Here is a 20,647-nt window from a genome sequence, read left to right on the forward strand (position 1 = left end):
AAACGTAGTCTATCCACTTCGTGGAGCACATTTCGTTTTTTATCATATGCTAAATGTATGAAGAAGAAGGAGGTGGAGTTTATGTTCTTTGGCGGTTATGGCGGAGGTTGTGGCTATGGTTATGGCGGCGGCTGCGGTTACGGCGGTGGCAGTGGTTTTGCTTTAATTATCGTGCTGTTTATCTTATTAATCATTATTGGCTGTGCTTGTTGGGGAGGATTTGGCGGTTGCTAATTATTAGCCTGCCTTTATCTCTAACTTAAAAAAGTTAGCTTTATGCTAGCTTTTTTTCTGTGTTGAATTTGTACATGTCCAGTGATTACGCTTTATATTTGCCGCGTTAACCAATGGTTTACAGCTTGTTACTAAGCGTTTATGGAATTTTTTACATATTTATTGTAAGCTAAGCCTTAGAGGTGATGAGAGTGAATTTAGGGGAACAGCTGCAGAAGCTAAGGGAAGAAAAAAAGATGTCCAGGGAAGACCTAGCTGGGGAAATGAATGTATCTAGACAAGCCGTCTATAAGTGGGAAAATAATAAAGGGTATCCGGATATTGAGAACCTTATTAAGTTAAGTGAGCTTTATAATGTGACGCTGGATGAATTGATTAAGGGAGATCAGAAGTTTCAAAAGAAAATTGCAATAGATGAAGAGGAAGAGGAGCCAGCTACTCCAGGGTTCGTCATAGGGATTATCATTGTATTTATAGGAATATTTTTTGACTTGGGTAAATTTTCATTCTGTGTTTCGATACTAGGGTTTGCAATTATGCTTTTTTATAACGAATTAAAACAAACGTTTTGGAATATAAAAAAGGATTTTAAGGAAGAAAGGTAAGTGGACAGGCTTTAAGGAACCTTAAAGCCTGTTTTTGTACTTGTAGTCATACAAACATTAACATTGGCTATTATTTTCTTTTAGAGGGTTTATTAAATATGAGTAATATAGATAAAGATGTTAGTAGTAAGGAAACGAACGGTTTTTCACAAAATTTCGTAGTCTAATTCACAGTTTCGTCTGTAAACGAATGGCTTACGGGCGATTACCACACGCTTTCGACTCTATGGTTTTTTTTGTATGATTTAGGTGTTTATGTTAAGTTATGGGTATCCTCTAATTGTTTTAGAAAGGAGTGAATTTATATCTTAAAAACAGCAGTTGCCTCAATCATTGCGGGGGTTTTATTTAGCCTATGTGCAAACGTAATGATGCATACAAGATGGTCAAAGTATTTTCTAAAAGCAAATGAAGCTACTCATAGGCCAATAAACTTTGTTCTTCAGGGAGCTTTGTTTGCGATTATCATGTTTATTATGCTTTTAATTGTAAAAACTTTTACATAAGAAAGTAGTGTGATAGCTAAAGGTATCAACTCTTAAACATTCCTATTGGTTACCAAAATATTTGCCCGGGAAATGGGGCGATGTTGTTTTCTCTACTGAACCAGATATACACGGATATTAACAGTTTTTAGAAAGGAGTATTGGATGTTAGTTAAAGCACTAATTACAGCAATCATTGGAGGCATTCTGTTTCCATTGTTCTTCAAGCTATTTACCCGAAAATCCTTAGATAAAAAGACTACTAGCCCTGTCAGTCAAGGATTTTTCTTCGCGGTTATCTTCTTTATAATCCTTATGGTTACAAAAACCTTCAGTTAAAGTTATATTACAGATAATCTCTGTTCTATTATGGATTGCTCCAGAAGGAAATTAAGTGAATTAAAGGAACTTAAACCCAAGGAATACGTATATTCTTTGGGTTTTTTATAAGATTTCAAGAGTAAAGCCTCCTTTGACTTAGAAATATTAAAGCAATGATAATGAGTATGTACGCATAGTGTCACGAGATTCGAAGGTCTTTAAATATTTAAAAAATAATTCGTGCAAACGATTGCATTAAATTATTAGTTTAGTATATAATGTTCAAATAAAAGTATTCTAATGTTTTTAATAATTAGATTTTATGAAACTTTTAAGAAGGTATAGCGATAGTCAGCAGCTTACGGATGAGCAGATAGTGAAAATTCTTACATACTCAAACAGCATTTTTAGACAGGACTATTAGTTATGCCGTATTCCTGAGGTAATCTAGCAAAATAGAAAACAGCCAGCCAAAGACACTAACATTTACAGTATTCATCGTTGTTTTGAAAACGTTCACAACGAATGTCGTAGCACTTTACATCAGAACATCTATCTTTTGCGGCTGTTAATTGAATCATAGGAGGCAGTTATGTTAGAAGAAAGAATCGTTGAAACCAGTGAAAAAAGCGTTCAGCCAAACTTACCTTATCTACCGATCAGTACCATATGGTTAATTAGTTTTGGATTTTTAGGTGTACAAATGGCATTCTCATTACAGAGTTCAAATATGGGACGCATATTTCAAACAATCGGTGCTGATCCAACTACATTAGGCTTTTTCTTTATTTTACCGCCGTTGGCCGGTTTAGTGGTTCAGCCCTTAGTTGGTTATTTTTCAGATCGTACCTGGATGCCAAGGCTTGGCCGTCGTATCCCCTATCTACTGATTGGCGCAATTGTAGCCGTAATTGTTATGTGTTTGCTGCCAAACGCCGGCAGTTTTGGTTTTAGTGCAGTGGCTGCGATGACTTTTGGCGCCATCACTATTTTGTTTATGGATGTATCATCAAATGTAGCCATGCAGCCATTTAAGATGATGGTTGGAGACATGGTCAATGAAGAGCAAAAAGGTTTTGCCTATTCTATTCAAAGTTTTCTATCAAACAGCGGTGCTGTGCTAGCCTGTATTTTCCCTTTTGTTTTAACGGTATTAGGCGTATCAAATAGTGCACCAAAAGGGGTAGTACCACAATCAGTTGTTATTTCATTTTATGTTGGAGCCGTTGTGTTAATTATTTGTAGTTTATTTACAATACTTAAAGTAAAAGAATATTCGCCTGCAGAATTTGCAGCATACCACGGTATTGCAGACGAAGCTACAAAAGAAAATGTAAACGTTTTTAAACTGCTTCGTAACGCTCCAAAGGTTTTTTGGACGGTGACACTTGTTCAATTTTTCTGCTGGATGGGCTTTCAATATTTATGGACATACGGTACAGGTGCAGTCGCTGAAAACGTTTGGTATACGAATCAGCCGTCTAGCTCCGGCTATCAAGCAGCTGGCAACTGGTTCGGCATTTTATCAGCTGTACAGTCGATTGCCGCAGTCATTTGGTCACTAGTTTTGTCACGCGTAGCCAACAACAAACGTAAGCCAGCGTATGCTTTTAGTTTACTGCTAGGCGGTATTGGTTTTGGATCTGTCTTTTTTATTCACAATCAATGGATGCTGATTGCTTCATTTATTTTAATTGGTATCGCTTGGGCTGCTATGATGACGTTTCCGTTCACGATGCTTACCAACGCCCTGTCAGGAAAGAATATGGGAACATATCTAGGGTTATTTAATGGAAGTATTTGTTTGCCGCAAATTATAGCTTCTTGCTTGAGTTTTGCTTTGTTCCCAATAATCGGATCTTCTATGCCAGGCATGATTTTAATCTCAGGTATTTTACTTGCTACGGGAGCAGCGTCTGTTTCAATTATTAAGGAAACATATACAAACTAATTAGTAACTGTCCATGGTACAAAAGCAGCGTGGTTTCTTAGCTTTTTTGTGTTCGAGCTATTGACCGGAATCTATAAACATCTCATTTTTGTATTGACTATCATGATAGAATGTAAACGAATTCAATTTAGTGGGAAATTTGATAACAAGAATGGAGAATGAATCAATGAAAACTGAAAAAGAAAAAATGGTGGATGGCGAGCTGTATTTTCCAGCAGACCAAGAATTAGTAAAGGACCGGGAAGATGCAAGAAGGCTTGTTCGTTCGTTTAACGATACAGATGAGACGAATTATGAAAAGCGTACGGAGTTACTAAAGGAACTCTTTGGTTCAACTGGAGAACGTATCTACCTTGAATCCAACTTTCGATGCGACTACGGATACAATATCCACGTAGGAGAAAATTTTTATGCGAACTTTGACTGCACACTTTTAGATGGGGGACGAATTACGATAGGGAAGAACTGTATGATGGCTCCAGGCGTACATATTTATACGAATACTCATCCTGTGAATGCAGAACAGCGAATTACAGAAGTTGAATATACCAAGCCCGTCACGATTGGAGATAATGTATGGATTGGGGGACGAGCTGTCATCAATCCAGGCGTTACAATTGGACATAATGTTGTAATCGCTTCCGGAGCTGTTGTGATAAAAGATGTTCCAGATCATGTAGTAGTGGGAGGGAACCCCGCAAAGATTATAAAGAAGTTGGATTAATTTCTAATATGCTACAAAAGCCTATTTGTTTTAAAAAATCCGAACGAGTTAGGGTCTTGGTATGAAATCTAACTCGTTCGGATTTTTCATTTGTATGATAAACCTAACGAAAGAAAGTTGCGTTGATGTCTTATTTTGAAAGTTGACTTACAGGACGTTTCATATAACTTCTTGGTAAAATAAATACTGCGCTCAATACTAATGACAAGATGCCCACTAGTACAACGTATTGTATACCCATTCCTGATATAAATAGTCCACCTACGGCTGTGCCAATGGTTGTTCCTAAGTTAACGGATGCTAAAAATAATCCATTCGCGAAATCAGGGGCTTCTGGAGCTGCTGATGAAATCCAATATTGATTAATATTCGTTCCTATACCAGCAAATATTCCCCAAACTAAAGTCATGATAGCCATAGGCCAAGTAAACTGTCCGATGAAGAATAAAATGATGTAAACGATTCCCAATGCGAAAGGAAAAACGACTACCGTTTTAATGGCATTTTTCGTAAGTAATTTCCCTGCGATAATGTTTCCGATAATATTTGCCACACCGTACAGAACCAGCATGAAACTAATTAATTGTCCAGAGAGGTTCGTAACGCTTTTAAGATACTCAGCAAGATAGCTATATACCCCAAATACTGCTGAATTCAGTAAAAGGACGGCAATAATAGAAAGCCAAGTAACAGGTTTTTTTAATACGCTTAGCTGTGCTCCGTATGAAAGTCTTTCTGTAACAGGCATAGAAGGGAAAAATGCCCACGTAGCAATAAATACTATCGCGTTAATAACAGTAAAAAACGTCATGGATAGTTGAAACGAGACTGTACTTGCAAGAAAACTTGCGATCGGCACACCAAGTACCATACCTGCAGATACGCCAATAAAGACTTTTGAAACAGCTTTTGGAGCCTCTTCCTTGCTGACTGAGTTCGCTGCCATTGTAAAAGCTGCTGAAAAATAAATTGGATGAAAAATAGCTGGAATCACACGCGCAATGATGGCAATAGCAAAATTAGAAGTAAAGATAGAGATAATGTTACCTAAAATGAAAATACCAAGTACAAGCAGCATTGCCTTCTTGCGATTGACTCCCGAAAATAATAACGGCATCGTTGGACCGGATATTGACACGGTAAGCGCAAAGAGACTCACCAGCCATCCTGCTTTTGATACACTGATATGAAAGTGATCCGCAATGTAGGGTAATATCCCTATAACGCCCATTTCGGTATTGATAATACCGAAAGCTCCTAAAGTTAAGACAAATATAAGTAGCTTAGTTTGTTTAGACATAAAATAAAGATCCTTCTTTCTAAAAAATGTTGTGTTCTAGTGGCTGTAAATCGGGTTGTTTAAAGGTGTATTGTCATGTTTTTACTTAGTCACTTTTTCAATTCTACCTGTAAAATCACCATCAACATTTTCAACATTTTCTTTTCCTGATTCAATTTGACCTAGTATGATAAGGTCGTTTGTAGCATCCTCAAGACCTTTGTAAAAAATAGCTACATTTCCCCAAGGAGCGTAATAAGCAAAGTCTCCTTTTTTGGATAGGTCTTCGGCTTGTACATCATCTATAGATAATCTTTTTTGTAAAATACTAACTTTCTCTTTACCTATATAATCTTCAAACGTTACGGTTAAAGGCAGTTGAACTAGAAAACCCTTACTTGCTGGGTTATCGTACATCCTAACAAACACTTCTTTGTTGTTGAACGTTAACTTTATTTTTGTATTTGAAATACTATCTTCTTCTATTTGTTCTGGTACTCGGTTTGAATGCTTACTGGCATTATGGTCGGTTGCAGAAGAATGATTGTTGCCGCAAGCAGCGAGTGCAGCGCTTATTACTAAGATAGAAGGCAGATATAACATTTTTTTCATCTTAAGCTCCTTTCCACATTGAATTATTAAAGATGTTGATGGTGTGATATGAACTTCTTTGTTGTTTATTCTAACGGCTTCTTCCAAATATAAAAAATACTTATATCTTATATCATGATATGTTTGATAAGCATTTCTAGAGTGTATATACTAAAGCTTATGAAAGGAGGAGAGGGATATAGAAATTCGAGTTTTGCGGTATTTTCTTACGGTTGCAAGAGAAGGAAACATCACGAAGGCCGCTGATGTTTTGCATGTGACACAGCCCACACTTTCTAGGCAATTAAAAGATCTTGAACAAGAGTTGGGCAAAAAATTATTTATTCGCAGCAGTCACAGTATCATTTTGACAGATGAAGGAATGCTTCTGCGAAACAGGGCAGAGGAAATTGTTAATATGGTCGATAAATTGGAGGCGGAGTTTAGTTCCATGGAAGAAACAATAGGTGGTGATATTTATATAGGGGGCGGGGAGACAGAAGCAATGAAACATATTGCACGAGTCGCAAAAGATGTGCAGGTACGTTATTCCAATATACGATATCACCTCTACAGCGGAAACGAAGAAGATATAACGGAACGGCTTGACAAGGGGCTGCTTGACTTTGGCATTTTAATTCAACCGGCTGATATTTCAAAATACAATTATCTTAATATCCCTGCCAAAGATGTTTGGGGCGTTGTGATGAGAAGAGACAGTTCTCTTGCCCTCAAAGAAAGCATTCAAGCTGCGGATTTATTAAACGCTCCACTAATCTGTTCACGACAGGCCATGAAGCAGACATTTTCAAAAAATGAATTTTCGGATTGGTTTGGCGAAGACTTTCATAAATTAAACATCGTTACTACATACAATCTTGCATATAATGCGGCCATTATGGTTGAAGAAGGCATTGGGTATGCCATAACACTTGATAAAATAGTCAATACGTCTACTAATAGCAACCTTTGTTTCAGACCGTTACAGCCAAGACTTGAATCAGGTTTAAATATTGTGTGGAAAAAGCATCATGTTCTTTCAGCTGCAGCTGATGCGTTTTTAAAAGAACTGCAGGGGGAATTTTCACAAACTCTAAACTGACAGCGCGTCGGTCTAGTTCAAACAAATGGAGTAAAAAGACTTATCTATACGGTATGGTAGATAAGTCTTTTTACTGCGGGTATGGAGGTGATGTTAAGAGCCTTAGGATGTTTTATTAGGATGTATTAACTTCCATTCGCCAGGGTTAGTGTCATCTGGCGATAAACCGTTAATAATATCAAGGTAATGATTAGCTTTTTCGTCCATATATTTTACAGTTCTTTTAGCTTCCTTTACAGGGAGCGATTGAAGATAAAAGAGACGTACCTAAAAATAGCAGGCTTGAACGAGTAAGCGATGATTAGAGACCGGTTAACTTTCATAGATCTTAATGGAATATAGATGTATAAAAGCGTAGCCTATCACGAGTTCACGCTTTTATAGTGAGAGCTTAAAACGTAGACTTCATTTTTCAAAGAAGAAATTTTTAAAAAGATAAGTGAGACGAACATTTCACCAATTTTTCACTATTAGATGCTAGTATAAATATCAGTAATGCAATACAACATTTTCTATAGAACTCCCCTATTTAGGCTGACCTTTTAAGGTGAGCTTTTTTTGTGTCTGTAATTAATATGCTCCATAGAATATGGAAAAAAGTAAATATAGGCACTCCAATAAAAGCGATAAAAGCTGAAGCAATAAGAGAAGCAATCCAATAAATCTTCCATTTGCTAAAGAATTGGTAAACTAATGTAAGTATAACCGGGATAACTGCAAAATCAACGGAATGAAAACGATGAGTAAAGACCAATAATTGATGAGGGTAGCTCCATACGCCAAAGAACTTTCCGAGTTCATCCACAGTACCAACTAAAACAAAACTAATGAAAAATACTAAGAGAATAAATATTATTCGTTGTCGGTCAATGAGGAGATAAAAAACGAATAGAAAAGCGCACTTAAAATGATAATTAGCCACCATTGAGCACTAAATAAATCATGATGAAGCCAGTAATCATATTGTTTATCATTAACACGCTGGGTAAGAACTTCTAACTGATTAACCATAAACACCACCTCCTTACGAGTATGTGTGAAAAAGAGGTGGTTCATGCAATTAGTCACTTCGTTAGATTTTTTCTTTTTATGGGTTTTGTAATGTATTAAATAAAAAAAGAAATCTACAGCGCTTGTTCTGAGCTTACGTTATTTTGTTTAAATGTCGTATGAATCATAAAGGCAATAAGAATGGAGGCTAGGACTAGAGAAGAGCCTGCCGTACCTAAGTCTAAACCACCTTTTTCATGTGGCTTTGTCAAAAGATCTCCAAATGTTGCTCCGAAAGGGCGAGTCAAAACGAATGCTACCCAAAATAAAAATACACGAGAAATCTTTGTATAGAAGTTACATATAACAATGAATGCTAGTAAGCTGCCAATTAAAATAGCTCCACCTATATATCCAAGGCCAGACGTATCAGACAAAAAATCTCCTAAAGCTGTACCTAATGTGTTTGAGAAAAGGATGGCAATCCAATAAAGTATTTCAGCCTTGCGGTTTCTAATATAGTTGATATTTAATGAACGCTCGCTAAAATACCAGTATGCAAATATCGACAACAATATAGTGATTAATATCATCGAGCCTTTTGCGTAACCTAATGCCAGTGTACGATCCATAAAATCAGACATAGTTGTGCCAGCTACGCTAGTTGACAGAATAACAGTCCAATAAAGGGCCGGAATATACCTCTTAGAGCTTAGTTGAGCTACAAGTGTAATTAAAAATATGCTAAAAAAGATCAGCGTACTAACTGCATATCCAACTCCTAATGTTTGTGCTAACAAGTCACCTGCGGTTTCACCCAGTGTCGTAGCAGAAATCTTCATAATCCAAAAAACAAGGGTAATTTGTGCAATTTTATTCATTGGCGAAGATGTTTGCATTTTTAATTTTTCTCTCCTTCTTGTGCTAACTGTTTATTCTCTTAAATAAACGGCACACTTGCCTAACGTTTTTCTTAAAGAAATTTTTTAAAAGCTTCATCGCTGTAATTCAAACTGTACAGTCTTTTTCTAAAATCAAAATGAAAAATAAATAAGAATTTAATGAGATTTTTATAAAAAACTTTTTATTAATGTTTTAATTAAATGTTTTATCAACTCTGTTGCACCATTATGTTTTTATAAAAATAAAATATTTATTTTTTATCGAATTCTCATTTTAATTTCATTTAAATTTCATTACACCGTATTAAATTTAAATTATGTGAGCCAAGTTTTTTAAACATAACGTTATGCCTTCAGCTTTTGAAACTAGAAAATAAGTACAATTCATTAAAAGAAGGAGAACGTTGAATAGTTGTTAAGAGGTCAAAGATGATAATACTTAAGAAATTTTTAAGAAACAGCTAGTAAGATTATAAATAGCATGACTATTGGTAGGAAGGTGCCATTTTGATACGTTTTCAAAGAAAGAAGAAAAGACATACATATATTTTGATAGGAGGGATTCTTACTGTAGGAGGACTTATTTTTGTTGGAACCTTGTACAAAGGTAGCTTACTTTCTTTAGACAAGCTTTCTTGGAGTGAACCTCAACAAGTGAGTCAATTATTTTCCACTTACAAAGAAAACTCTATCTTAAAGAGTAAGCTAGCCACTGAAAACCAAGAGGAAGCAAATGCTTATAAGTTGGAATATGAAAATAAAGTCTTAAAAAAAATTTTAAAAGCAGAAGATCAGGTAAAAACCTATAATCCTGTAACAGCTACCGTAATTGGCCGCTCAACGAACAACTGGAACAATGAATTAACAATTGATAAAGGAAAGAAGCAGGGGTTAAAAATAGATATGAATGTGCTAGGTACAAATGGCGTCATTGGGAAGGTATCCAAAGTTTTTTCGTCAACCTCTATCGTAGAACTAATTAGCTCAAACCTTAGGACAAATCGTATGGCGGTAATGTTAAAGGATAGGAAAAGCGTGAATGGAACATTAGAAGGCTACGATGATAAAAAAGGTAATTTAATTATTAGAAAAATCCCTAGTGAGGCTGAGGTTAATGTAGGAGATAAAGTTCAAACCTCTCCTATCAGTTCAATCTTTCAAGGGAAATTAGCCTTAGGAAAAGTCATCAAAGTAAAGCCTGATGAATATGGACTAACGCAATTGGCCGTTGTAAAACCCTCATCCAACTTTAATGATATTAGTGAAGTAGTTGTTATTAAAGCAAAGAGCAATGGGTAGTGAATTTAATATCACATTCTAATAGAAGTCTTTTATCTTACGTTTTTATGTTCAGCACTTAAAATTTCCTATTGTCCACTGAGATGTTGGTTTGTGATAGCTGTACACTTCTCTTTATTATTGGAAAGAGCGATCGATATGCAAAGCAAAAATATAGAGATTGAAAAGAGAGGTTAGTTAGATGAAAGAAAGTATTTTAATTGTGGAAGATGAAGTAGAAATAGGCAATATATTAAAAATGGAACTTGAACATGAAGGTTACCAAGTGAAAATTAAAAACAATGGAAGAGATGGTCTCGAAATGGCCTTATCAAATATGTTTGATTTAATTTTACTTGACATTATGCTACCGGAAATGAGTGGTATAGAGGTCTTGCGTAAAGTAAGAAAGAGAGAAAATTACGTGCCTATTATTCTTTTGACAGCTCGCAACTCAACTCTAGACAAAATACTGGGGTTAGATCATGGCGCAAATGATTATATAACTAAACCATTTAAAACTGAAGAATTGCTGGCTCGGATACGTTCTTTACTACGTTATAAGCACCTTGTTATTAGGAATAAGGTAGAAAAAGACTCGTTATTATTAATTGAAGATATGGTTATAAATACTGAATCAAGAGAAGTAACTAGGGCTGGGCAAAAAATCAGCTTAACCCCGAAAGAGTATGATTTATTAATTTACTTAGTCATCCATAAAAATAAGACGGTTACTCGTGAAGGAATCTTACTAAATGTATGGGGATATGAATACGAAGGAGATACAAATATACTTGATGTTTATATAAGTTATTTGAGAAAGAAAATTGAAGAAGGATTTAGTCCCTCACTCATTGAGACTGTTCGAGGCATAGGATACACCATTAAAGAAAGTTAAAGAAACAAGGAAAGCAACTTTATATGATTCATTAAAGAAGATTAAGAAATAAATTCATTTATTCTTAATCTCTTTTTTATTCAAATCTAATTTTTATTTGATAAATTGAAGAAAAGCCTATAAAGAAGAAAGTCATAGAAAACTTATTTCATATTTCTTCTTATTATCTTTCAAAATGGAGGGATATAGTACTAGTACTCATATTCATTTGTAGAAGCAGTTTTTACGTTTTTAATTTTTAGACAAAGGAGAGTACTTTATATGCAAAAGGTACTAATTGTAGAGGATGAAGAAGGATTAGTAGAATTTTTAGAATTAGAACTAAAATATGAAGGATATTTAGTTGACGTAGCTTACGATGGTCGTACTGGTTTAGATAAAGCAACCAAGCAGAAGTACGATATTATATTATTGGATTTAATGATGCCTGGATTAAATGGAATTGAGGTATGCAGAAGACTAAGAACAACTAAGGATACTCCTGTTATTATGCTCACAGCTAAGGATAGTGTCATGGACAGGGTAATGGGGCTTGATAATGGAGCTGACGATTATTTGTCCAAACCATTTGCAATTGAAGAATTATTTGCAAGAATGCGAGTCATTTTTAGACGTCAAGAAAACAACAACATGCTGAATCAGAAGCTACTATTAACATTTAAAGATATTGAACTTGATTTGGAATCAAGAACAGTGATAAAAGAAAAAAAACTAATTGAACTCACGAATAAAGAATTTGAACTCCTAGCCATTTTTATGCGTAACATTAACAAAGTATTAACGAGAGACATACTTTTAGAGCAAGTGTGGGGGTACGATTCAGTTGTTGAAACGAATGTTGTCGATGTATATGTTAGATATTTAAGAAATAAATTAAGTGCGGAGGACAAAGAGTTATATATTCAAACCATCAGAGGGGTTGGGTACGTGATGCGTGATGTTTAAATGAGAAAGTGGATAAATTGTATAAAAGATTTACCTATAAGATGGAAGATAACGTTATGGTCTTCCATGTTTTTATTTTTTCTTTTTCTCTCTTATAACCTCTTTCAATACATTGTGATTGATAACGGTATTTTAAATTATGAGAAGCAAAATGGTATTCATCAATTAAACGAGGTTCTCGCTTTTATTCAATCTGATGATGAACCTTTATCCTTAAAACAAATTGAAAACAGTGAAGGATACTTATCGAAAATTAATGAAAAGAATCAGTTGATTCGTGTTCTTGATAGGAAAGGGAACATTATAACCAGTACCTCAAACAATGTTTCACCAAATTGGCAGCAACCGAAGGCGGTGAAGCACAAAGAGTATAAAGTGATTCGAAACCACGATGAACGTCTACTCGTTCTTCGTTCTCCAATTGTCACCGACAACTTCACTGGAACGGTTGAAATTGTTAGAAATATGGAGATGTCTGATGCTTTTATGGACAAGATTTTTTTATTAATGCTTGCTGCAGGGATAGGCTCACTAATCTTTAGTATTCTAGGTGGAACCATTCTAGCAAAGAAAATACTATCTAACGTTCAAGCGTTAACATTGACGATGAAAAAAATAAAAACAAATGGCCTTGAAGAACGTGTTCCAGTTAATGAAAAAAACGATGAATTTGCTCAATTAGGCAGTTTATTTAATGAGTTGATGGATAGCCTCGAAGACTCTTTTTTACAGCAAAAACAGTTTGTAGAGGATGCTTCACATGAATTAAGAACTCCGTTAGCCATTATCCAAGGACATTTGACATTGTTAAATCGCTGGGGGAAAAATGATGCAGCAGTATTAGATAAATCCTTGAAATCCAGTCTGAAAGAAGTAGAGCGTTTAACGAATCTTGTGCAAGAATTATTGGAGCTATCCCGAGCTGAAAATAGTCTGATAAATCCTGTAGATGTTGAACCTATTAACGTATTGGCCACTGTTCAACATGTTGTAAGGAATTTTGAAGTACTGTATAACAACTATGAGTTTAAAATAAGACACTCACATGAAAATCTGTACGTGAATATTTCTTCTCGCCATCTAGAACAAATATTAATCATTTTGTTAGATAATGCAGTCAAATATTCTAAGAAGGAAGAGAAAGAGGTAGTTATAGACTGTTCTCTCATCAATGAAAAGGTATCCCTTAAAATAATGGATAAAGGAATTGGAATTCCAGAAGAGGATATACCTTATATTTTAAATAGATTTTACCGAGTGGATAAGGCAAGAAGCAGAAAACAAGGAGGGCTTGGCTTAGGACTGGCTATAGCCAAACGATGGATTGAAAAGTACCATGGTACGATTAACATCGAGAGTAAAGAGGGCGAAGGAACAAATGTAACGGCTGTATTGCCTCTGTTTACTAATTCTCTATAAATGTGCATATAAAACAAGATCTTTATTTTTAATACTCCTAACTTCAAAAGCAAAGAAGCATCAAAATCTAGAAGTAAAAAGACTTTATCACATTTCATCAAAAGTAGCTTGATAAAGCACAGAAAGTAGAGGTGTCTAGTATGAAGTTGAAGTTTCAATTTACAATTGCTTTTATGTTAAGCTTGTTGTCCCTTATTTGTTTTAGTGGGATGGCTCTTTTAATTAATGGATCAAAAATTGTCGCATTTGATCGGTCTATTATATCGCTAATTCAAGGGGTCGAAACTCCTGGGCTAACGACTATTATGAAATGCTTTACTTTTATTGGCTCTACGCCATCTGTTGCAGTGATTTCTCTCTTTAGTTTGTTTTTTCTCTATAAAGTATTAAAACATCGAACGGAGCTTATTTTATTTATCGCGATTATTGTAGGTTCTCCAATCCTCAATGAGCTGCTAAAACTATTTTTTCATCGTGCACGTCCTGATTTCCATCGATTAATCGAAATCAATGGTTATAGCTTTCCAAGTGGGCATGCTATGAGTGCTTTTGCTGTTTACGGCGTCCTTTCATTTTTGCTCTGGCGTCATATTTCTACTCGCTGGGGACGTACACTTTTAATCGTTATTAGCACTACAATGATTCTAGCAATAGGTATTAGTCGTATTTACTTAGGCGTGCATTATCCTAGCGATGTTATTGGAGGCTATTTTGCTAGCGGCTGCTGGCTAGCTATTGCTATTTGGTTCTATCAGCGCTATCAGGAGAAGAAGGTTGAGCAAAGAAGATCTACTCAAAGTAAAGAATGAATACGATGATATATCAACGCGAAAATAACCATATAGGGTACGGATGCAAGTGACTGGCTTCATAATTAAATGTGGATTATCAAAAGTACTGATATGAACAGCCAGCATTGATTTATGGACGTTTTTTCAGTAGGGGGAATAAAAAACGAATCTATAAGAACTGCATTTTTTATAAAGATGATACACCACCTAGGAAATGAAATTTTTGATAGCATTCTACTTAAAACAGTCATAAAATTGACTGTTTTTATTATTAGAAAATGTAAAATAACGGTTACTTTTTTCTTGAACTTATTACAAAAAAATCAAATGAAATTGATCCATTTCTATCAATCGTGGCGGAAACTGTTAAATTTTATCTTAAAAAGTGATATTCTTACAGGAATTCAATCAATATACTTTCAAAACTATTTGCGGATTTAATTTTTACAGTATAAAAAGTATTGAGAGTCATGATTACTGTATTACTCTGAGACGAAGGATGAGCAATGTATGAACAAACTTACAATACCAGCCGTATTAGTTATCTTCGCTTTATGGATCTTATTACAATTGGCTTTAGACGGTAATATCTTTAAAAATCCTCTAAATTATTTTATTTTAATAACGGTTTTCTTTTTATTTATCAAACAGGCAAAAGAAAAATAGCCTAGAATGTTCGCTGCTGAGTAGTCTATAGTTATAGGCTGCTTTTTCTTTTGGCCACGTTAAAAATAATTTCATATATAAGCTAATTAGAAAAAGAAGGTTGAACCTTGCTTTATAAAAAATGTCTTACGACTGTAAAATGATTAAAATTTAAAAAATATTAAACAGTACCTTGCAATAAACAATAGCTGGTGATATATTGTAATTATTAGGAAGTTATTATAAATCAGTACTATACAATAAACAGTAGTGGACTGTGAAAAGAAAAGGGTGAAGAACAGTGAACGTGCAATTTAAAAAAGGAGTTTTAGAGCTTTGTGTCCTTGTATTACTGGATAAGAAAGACCGCTATGGATATGAATTAGTTCAAAAAATCTCCGATCAAATTGAAATATCAGAAGGGTCGGTATATCCTCTTCTGCGCCGATTAACAAAAGAAGAATATTTTACAACGTATTTAAAGGAATCTACAGAAGGTCCTTCAAGGAAATATTATCAGCTTACCGATAAAGGCAGGGAGTATTTATACGAACTTATCGATGAATGGAATGAGTTTTCAAGAGGTGTTAATCAATTAATTAAAGAAGGTGTGAACAATGTCGAAGAGTAAATTTTTACAGCAATTGAATGAATCATTAAAACCATTGTCCTCAAAAGAACGAGAGGATATTTTGCAAGATTATGAAGAACATTTTTCCATTGGCTTAGAAGAAGGAAAAACAGAAGAAGAAATTGTAGCGTCGCTAGGATCCCCGAATCAAATAGCCAAAGAATTGCTGGCAGATTATCACGTTGAGCAAGCAACAGCTAAGGCAACAACTCAAAATATTTTGAGAGCCACTTGGGCCGTAATTGGTTTAGCTTTTTTTAATGTAGTAATTGTTCTTGGTCCGGCCGTTGCATTAGCTGGCTTTATTTTATCAGCTTGGGCCATAGGTCTATGTTTCTTGCTATCACCTATTCTAGTTCTCGGTGAGGCTATTGTACATTGGAGCGGCTTTTTTCTCTTTAATTTATTTATGTCGTTAGCATTTTGCGGAATTGGATATTTTATTATGCTAGGTATGTTTGTTGTAACGAAGCTAGCTATAAAAGGCTTTGTACGTTATCTGAAATACAATGTATCACTGGTGAAAGGCGGTTTAAAACGTGCTGAATAAAAAGAAACTCTCCGTTCTTGCAGGCATTCTCATTCTTGTTGGGATTATAGGAGGCCTCCTTACTTATCGTGCTATTGATCCTGAACCTATTTCAAAAGAAAAAGTTATTAACAGCAATCAAGTATCCAAGGTAAACATTGATACGGATAATACTCGTGTTCACGTGTATCCTATCAAAGGTGATAATATCAAAGTAACATTAAAAGGCGAAACATCTCCTAATATAAAAAGAGACTTCACTACTGACGTTAAAAATTCAACGCTTTTTATCTCCTATAATGAACAGCAGCGCAGCTGGGTCAATTTTGACATTGTTAGTGTATTAAAACCGCTATCCATCAACGTTTATCTGCCTGAAAAACAGTATAATTCATTGGGGATTTCCAGTAACAACGGATATGTGTCTGTTAAAAAATTACGCGCAGCAGATGTTTCTGTCGGTGCAAACAATGGACGTGTAGAATTAGAGGACATTGATTCACAAAACCTGACCACCAGCGTACACAATGGACTTACGAGCATAAAAAATGCTGCAGCCAAAACAGTTCAAGCAAAAGGAAATAACGGAAAAATAACGCTGAGTAACGTGGAAGGTAGTTTAGAAGGTGAAACCCATAACGGAAGTATCACTCTTGAAACAGAAGAACTTGATCGAGATATTGACTTTAAAACGCACAATGGAAAAGTTGAGATTACAACGGAAAAAGAACCAAGTAACGTTCAATTTAACGTTTCTGTCGATAATGGAAAAGTCGATATCTTGAATAAATATGATAGGGACGCTGTTATTGGAAAAGGAAAGAATATTATTAAACTAGCCACTCATAACGGCAGTATTTCTGTAACAAAGTAGCCTGTTAGCTCTACGCACAAAGCTCATCTGCAAAAAAGCAGAGGCACAGCTAGCAGCAGATAATCAAAAAAAGGTTTCACTCATTGAACGTTGATGAGTGGAACCTTTTTTAATTTAGTTTATGGTGAAGTAAAGTAATAATGGCAGCTAAAAATGAGCCGTATACAAATCTCTCTTGGTTCTTGTAATTTGAGCATGGAAGGTCTAGAAAAAATATATCTTCTTTTATGCTAAAAAAGGAATATTTCTTTAAATGAAACGATACTATTTTCTGATACAACCTATTCCTGCGAAAGGAGCAAAAGTAAATGAAACGAAATGTTGTGTATGGCTTATTACTAACAGTGTCTTTAGTATTTGCGCTTTTTTTAATTGTTGATTGGTGTCAGTATGAAACTGGGTTAGAACACGCTATTAAACCTGCTGATCAAAACTATGAAAACAGCGAAAACTATATTTCTGACAAACGTATGATAGATGTAATTGTAAAGCTAACGGAAGAAAGTCCTGCAACATTTGGAACGAGATTAAAAAGTGCGCAAAGAATAGATGAGAAGCGTGTCCATGTGAATACCAATAAGCTAGAAGGCATTATCGAGTTAAAAGATATAGAAGGTAAGACCTTGGTATGGCGTGTGCTAGACAAAGCATCTCATCATTTAATTATGGAAAGTAAGAATTGGGGAAATGAATAAGGGACCTGCTGATGTTTCTTCTTATGAAAACAGGCTGAGACAAAAGTATGCTAGTGGTGGTGTCTCGGCCTGTTTATACTTTTGTTACCGATTGTTCTTAAAGCACCAAAATAGAGGAGGAAAGATATTTTTAATTAATACTCATTAAAATATTCTTGAATCTTTTTAGGGTCCTTTATTTTTGTTAAAGCAAGCATTAAAAGAATACGGGCTTTTTGTGGATTTAATGAATCAGATGTAACAAACGTATCTTTATCATCTGATTCTTCATGTGTCACAACCCCGCTTCCTACGCGGCTAGATCTAACAATAACTACGCCTTTTTTTACCGCATCTTTAGCACCTGTTAGGGCAGCATCCGATAGCAGTCCATTTCCTACTCCTGCAACGACTATTCCTTTTGTTCCAGCTTTTACGGCTGTGTCATAAAAGTTCCTAGAATCATTTTGATATCCATATATGATATCTACTTGAGGAAGCTTATCTAATTTTGATACATCGAATATTGATTGTGTTGTATGCTTGCGAGTTGGTTTGTTATAAAATATTACCTGATCTCCAGCTATTTCTCCTACATATCCTTGTTCGGTGGATTTAAACGTATCTACTGCCGTTGTATGTGTTTTCGTTATATAACGAGCTGCGCCAATTCGATCGTTAAGCGCTACTAAAACACCGGTATTTCGTGCTTCTTTTGTAGAAGCAATTTTCACCGCATTATACAAGTTTAGCGGCCCATCTGCACTTATAGCGGTAGCTGGTCTCATTGAACCAACCACAATTACAGGTTTTTCACTTTTTACTACTAAGTTTAGAAAATAAGCCGTTTCCTCCATCGTATCAGATCCGTGTGTCACGACAATCCCGTCAACGTCCTTAGACGCTAATAGTGTATTAATTCGTTTTGCTAACTTTAACAGAATGGTGTTATCTATATTTTGACTTCCGATATTTACAACTTGTTCTCCGCTTACATTCGCTAGTTTTTTTAACTCAGGAACAGCTTTAATGATGGTTTTAATATCAAGGGCTCCTGATTCATATCCAGTTGTGTCTGTGCTGCTCTCAGAAGAACCTGCAATCGTACCTCCAGTGGCCAAAATCTTTATATTGGGCAACTCTTCTTTCACTGAATGTTTTACAGTCATTTTAGAATCATTTACTGATGCATTGACAAATGATAAAGATCCCGAAAATAAGATAACGCTTGATAAAAAGGTGATGCTTACTATTCTTTTCAGTTTCATCGTTACGTAGCTCCTTTTACGCCAAAGACATGTAACGGTATTATTAGTAATTTGAGTTTGAAATATCCAATCATTTGTCCGCACGAAGAATAAATAGATAAACGCATTATTTTTATGAGATCCTTGTTGCTTTTTCTCTTAACAATTTTCTAATCTCCTCACATAAGTGAACTTGGGAATCTAAAATCTTTATTTCGTTTATATCTTCCATTTGTTTAGACATGAGTTGGGTTCCTTTATAACATTTTAAGGAACTATTCTGTTCTAAAAAATGGAAATCATTTCGCTTTTTTACCCATTTAACATAAGGTAGTCTCTATATAGGGATGAAAATAATGATTTTAATAGGAACGTTTGTGAAAAAATCCTTGCTGCAGGAGGGAAGGAGTCATTATTGATATAAGCCATGCTTGATATTTATACGGCGAGAGTTGTCTTATTTACTAAAATTCAGGCATATGATGCTTGTTCAAAGTCACATATTACTATAGTATTTGAAATTAAATTTTAAGATTTTAAAATAATTGTTGAAATTTAATTTCAAAGACGTTATTCTGTACTTGAGAACGATTTCAAACAAAAACAAAGATAGGATGGATAAGTAATGCTTGAACATTTAACTACTGAGACTCGTAATGAAAAAACAATGAATCTGGATGAAATGTCCGTTTTAGATTTTCTTACAACCATGAATGAAGAAGATGAAAAAGTTGCGAGTGCGATAAAAAAAGAACTGCCTTCTATTGCGAAAGCTGTAGAAGCTATTATAGAAGCTAAGAAACAAGGAGGGCGCCTTATTTATATAGGTGCAGGAACCAGTGGCCGCATCGGCTTGCTTGATGCTGTTGAGTGTCCGCCTACATTTGGTACAAACCCAGATGAAGTAATAGGCTTAATTGCCGGCGGAGAAAAAGCTTTTATCAAAGCAGTAGAAGGAGCAGAAGATAGTAAAGAGTTAGGCATGGAAGACTTACAAAACATTCGACTTACTAAGGTAGACATTGTTGTAGGGATTGCAGCAAGCGGTCGTACACCTTATGTCATTGGAGCATTAGAATATGCTAACTCAATTGAAGCTCAAACAATAGCAGTTAGCTGTAATAAGGGCTCTGATATTGGAAAAGTAGCAAACATTGCAATTGAAGTAGTAAATGGTCCTGAAGTATTAACAGGTTCTACTCGCTTGAAAGCCGGAACAGCACAAAAATTGGTTTGTAACATGCTTTCGACAGCTTCTATGGTAGGTATCGGAAAAGTGTATGGAAATCTAATGGTAGACGTTCAGCTGACTAATGAAAAGCTCGTAGAACGCGCAAAACGAATTGTGATGGAAGCAACTTCATGCACGTATGATACGGCAGAAGAGTACTTAGCAAAAGCAAATTGTAATTCTAAGCTTGCTATAGTCATGATTTTAACAGGACTTTCATATGAGGAATCTTTACATCGTTTAGAACAAACACAAGGGTTTATCCGTCAAGCAATCGTGAATTAAGTAGCGAAACTATAAG

The 20,647-nt window shown here is 35.1% G+C and carries 22 protein-coding genes; 16 read left to right on the forward strand and 6 right to left on the reverse strand.

Features of this window, described 5'->3' with window-relative positions; all coding sequences use genetic code 11:
- Positions 1 to 81 precede the first annotated feature (81 nt).
- From WKH56_RS29910 to WKH56_RS29925, 4 genes are all read left to right on the forward strand, one after another.
- Positions 82 to 234: a YjcZ family sporulation protein gene (locus tag WKH56_RS29910; RefSeq protein ID WP_013058439.1), complete on the forward strand. Its 153-nt coding sequence runs from the start codon at positions 82 to 84 to the stop codon at positions 232 to 234.
- Positions 235 to 425: 191 nt separating this feature from the next.
- Positions 426 to 839, forward strand: a complete 414-nt coding sequence (locus tag WKH56_RS29915; protein ID WP_048019303.1) for a helix-turn-helix domain-containing protein — start codon at positions 426 to 428, stop codon at positions 837 to 839.
- Positions 840 to 2,237: 1,398 nt separating this feature from the next.
- Positions 2,238 to 3,596 carry an SLC45 family MFS transporter gene (locus WKH56_RS29920; RefSeq protein WP_275210892.1) on the forward strand — a complete coding sequence of 453 codons (1,359 nt, stop codon included), beginning with the start codon at positions 2,238 to 2,240 and terminating at the stop codon, positions 3,594 to 3,596.
- A gap of 166 nt (positions 3,597 to 3,762) precedes the next feature.
- On the forward strand, positions 3,763 to 4,320 hold the full coding sequence (locus WKH56_RS29925; RefSeq protein WP_275210893.1) for a sugar O-acetyltransferase: 558 nt from the start codon (positions 3,763 to 3,765) through the stop codon (positions 4,318 to 4,320).
- A gap of 130 nt (positions 4,321 to 4,450) precedes the next feature.
- On the opposite strand, the gene WKH56_RS29930 is transcribed toward WKH56_RS29925, so the two are convergent.
- Positions 4,451 to 5,620: an MFS transporter gene (locus WKH56_RS29930; protein ID WP_221832201.1), complete on the reverse strand. Its 1,170-nt coding sequence runs from the start codon at positions 5,618 to 5,620 to the stop codon at positions 4,451 to 4,453.
- A gap of 81 nt (positions 5,621 to 5,701) precedes the next feature.
- Entirely contained in the window at positions 5,702 to 6,298 is a 597-nt protein-coding gene (locus tag WKH56_RS29935; protein ID WP_342837250.1) for a cyclophilin-like fold protein, read from the reverse strand.
- 91 nt (positions 6,299 to 6,389) lie between these two features.
- Between WKH56_RS29935 and WKH56_RS29940 the strand changes: the two genes are divergently transcribed.
- A complete protein-coding gene (locus tag WKH56_RS29940; protein WP_168761387.1) occupies positions 6,390 to 7,292 on the forward strand; it encodes a LysR family transcriptional regulator in 903 nt (300 codons plus the stop codon).
- A 529-nt stretch (positions 7,293 to 7,821) separates the two neighbouring features.
- Here WKH56_RS29940 and WKH56_RS29945 read toward each other — a convergent pair.
- The 3 genes from WKH56_RS29945 to WKH56_RS29955 all read right to left on the reverse strand — a co-directional run bounded on the left by WKH56_RS29945 (position 7,822) and on the right by WKH56_RS29955 (position 9,181).
- Entirely contained in the window at positions 7,822 to 8,097 is a 276-nt protein-coding gene (locus WKH56_RS29945) for a hypothetical protein (protein WP_155404455.1), read from the reverse strand.
- A gap of 47 nt (positions 8,098 to 8,144) precedes the next feature.
- Entirely contained in the window at positions 8,145 to 8,303 is a 159-nt protein-coding gene (locus tag WKH56_RS29950; RefSeq protein WP_155017460.1) for a hypothetical protein, read from the reverse strand.
- Between the two features lie 113 nt (positions 8,304 to 8,416).
- The gene (locus tag WKH56_RS29955; RefSeq protein ID WP_230683497.1) at positions 8,417 to 9,181 is read right to left on the reverse strand and encodes a COG4705 family protein; all 765 of its coding nucleotides are present in this window, start codon (positions 9,179 to 9,181) and stop codon (positions 8,417 to 8,419) included.
- Positions 9,182 to 9,691: 510 nt separating this feature from the next.
- On the opposite strand from WKH56_RS29955, the gene mreC reads away from it, so the two are divergent.
- The 10 genes from mreC to WKH56_RS30005 all read left to right on the forward strand — a co-directional run bounded on the left by mreC (position 9,692) and on the right by WKH56_RS30005 (position 17,889).
- Positions 9,692 to 10,483: a rod shape-determining protein MreC gene (gene mreC, locus WKH56_RS29960; RefSeq protein ID WP_310884044.1), complete on the forward strand. Its 792-nt coding sequence runs from the start codon at positions 9,692 to 9,694 to the stop codon at positions 10,481 to 10,483.
- Between the two features lie 181 nt (positions 10,484 to 10,664).
- Positions 10,665 to 11,360 (forward strand): response regulator transcription factor, encoded by a 696-nt coding sequence (locus tag WKH56_RS29965; protein WP_028414892.1) that lies wholly within the window; start codon positions 10,665 to 10,667, stop codon positions 11,358 to 11,360.
- Positions 11,361 to 11,621: 261 nt separating this feature from the next.
- Positions 11,622 to 12,305, forward strand: coding sequence for a response regulator transcription factor (locus WKH56_RS29970; protein ID WP_048019310.1), 684 nt, complete (start codon positions 11,622 to 11,624; stop codon positions 12,303 to 12,305).
- Complete coding sequence (locus WKH56_RS29975) at positions 12,306 to 13,724, forward strand: HAMP domain-containing sensor histidine kinase (RefSeq protein ID WP_048019311.1); 1,419 nt, start codon at positions 12,306 to 12,308, stop codon at positions 13,722 to 13,724.
- Positions 13,725 to 13,864: 140 nt separating this feature from the next.
- Complete coding sequence (locus WKH56_RS29980) at positions 13,865 to 14,533, forward strand: phosphatase PAP2 family protein (RefSeq protein ID WP_048019312.1); 669 nt, start codon at positions 13,865 to 13,867, stop codon at positions 14,531 to 14,533.
- Positions 14,534 to 15,025: 492 nt separating this feature from the next.
- A complete protein-coding gene (locus WKH56_RS29985; protein WP_048019313.1) occupies positions 15,026 to 15,181 on the forward strand; it encodes a hypothetical protein in 156 nt (51 codons plus the stop codon).
- 280 nt (positions 15,182 to 15,461) lie between these two features.
- Positions 15,462 to 15,791 (forward strand): PadR family transcriptional regulator, encoded by a 330-nt coding sequence (locus tag WKH56_RS29990; protein WP_033580026.1) that lies wholly within the window; start codon positions 15,462 to 15,464, stop codon positions 15,789 to 15,791.
- A complete protein-coding gene (locus WKH56_RS29995) occupies positions 15,778 to 16,341 on the forward strand; it encodes an HAAS signaling domain-containing protein (RefSeq protein ID WP_048019633.1) in 564 nt (187 codons plus the stop codon). Before WKH56_RS29990 ends, WKH56_RS29995 begins: the two co-directional genes overlap by 14 nt.
- Positions 16,331 to 17,194 carry a DUF4097 family beta strand repeat-containing protein gene (locus tag WKH56_RS30000; RefSeq protein WP_310884043.1) on the forward strand — a complete coding sequence of 288 codons (864 nt, stop codon included), beginning with the start codon at positions 16,331 to 16,333 and terminating at the stop codon, positions 17,192 to 17,194. Before WKH56_RS29995 ends, WKH56_RS30000 begins: the two co-directional genes overlap by 11 nt.
- Before the next feature lie 308 nt (positions 17,195 to 17,502).
- Positions 17,503 to 17,889, forward strand: a complete 387-nt coding sequence (locus tag WKH56_RS30005) for a hypothetical protein (RefSeq protein ID WP_048019315.1) — start codon at positions 17,503 to 17,505, stop codon at positions 17,887 to 17,889.
- A gap of 134 nt (positions 17,890 to 18,023) precedes the next feature.
- On the opposite strand, the gene WKH56_RS30010 is transcribed toward WKH56_RS30005, so the two are convergent.
- Positions 18,024 to 19,136, reverse strand: coding sequence for a type II asparaginase (locus tag WKH56_RS30010; protein WP_048019316.1), 1,113 nt, complete (start codon positions 19,134 to 19,136; stop codon positions 18,024 to 18,026).
- A 604-nt stretch (positions 19,137 to 19,740) separates the two neighbouring features.
- On the opposite strand from WKH56_RS30010, the gene murQ reads away from it, so the two are divergent.
- Entirely contained in the window at positions 19,741 to 20,631 is an 891-nt protein-coding gene (gene murQ, locus WKH56_RS30015) for an N-acetylmuramic acid 6-phosphate etherase (RefSeq protein ID WP_048019317.1), read from the forward strand.
- Positions 20,632 to 20,647: the final 16 nt, after the last annotated feature.

It is taken from the genome of Priestia sp. SB1, assembly GCF_038898415.1.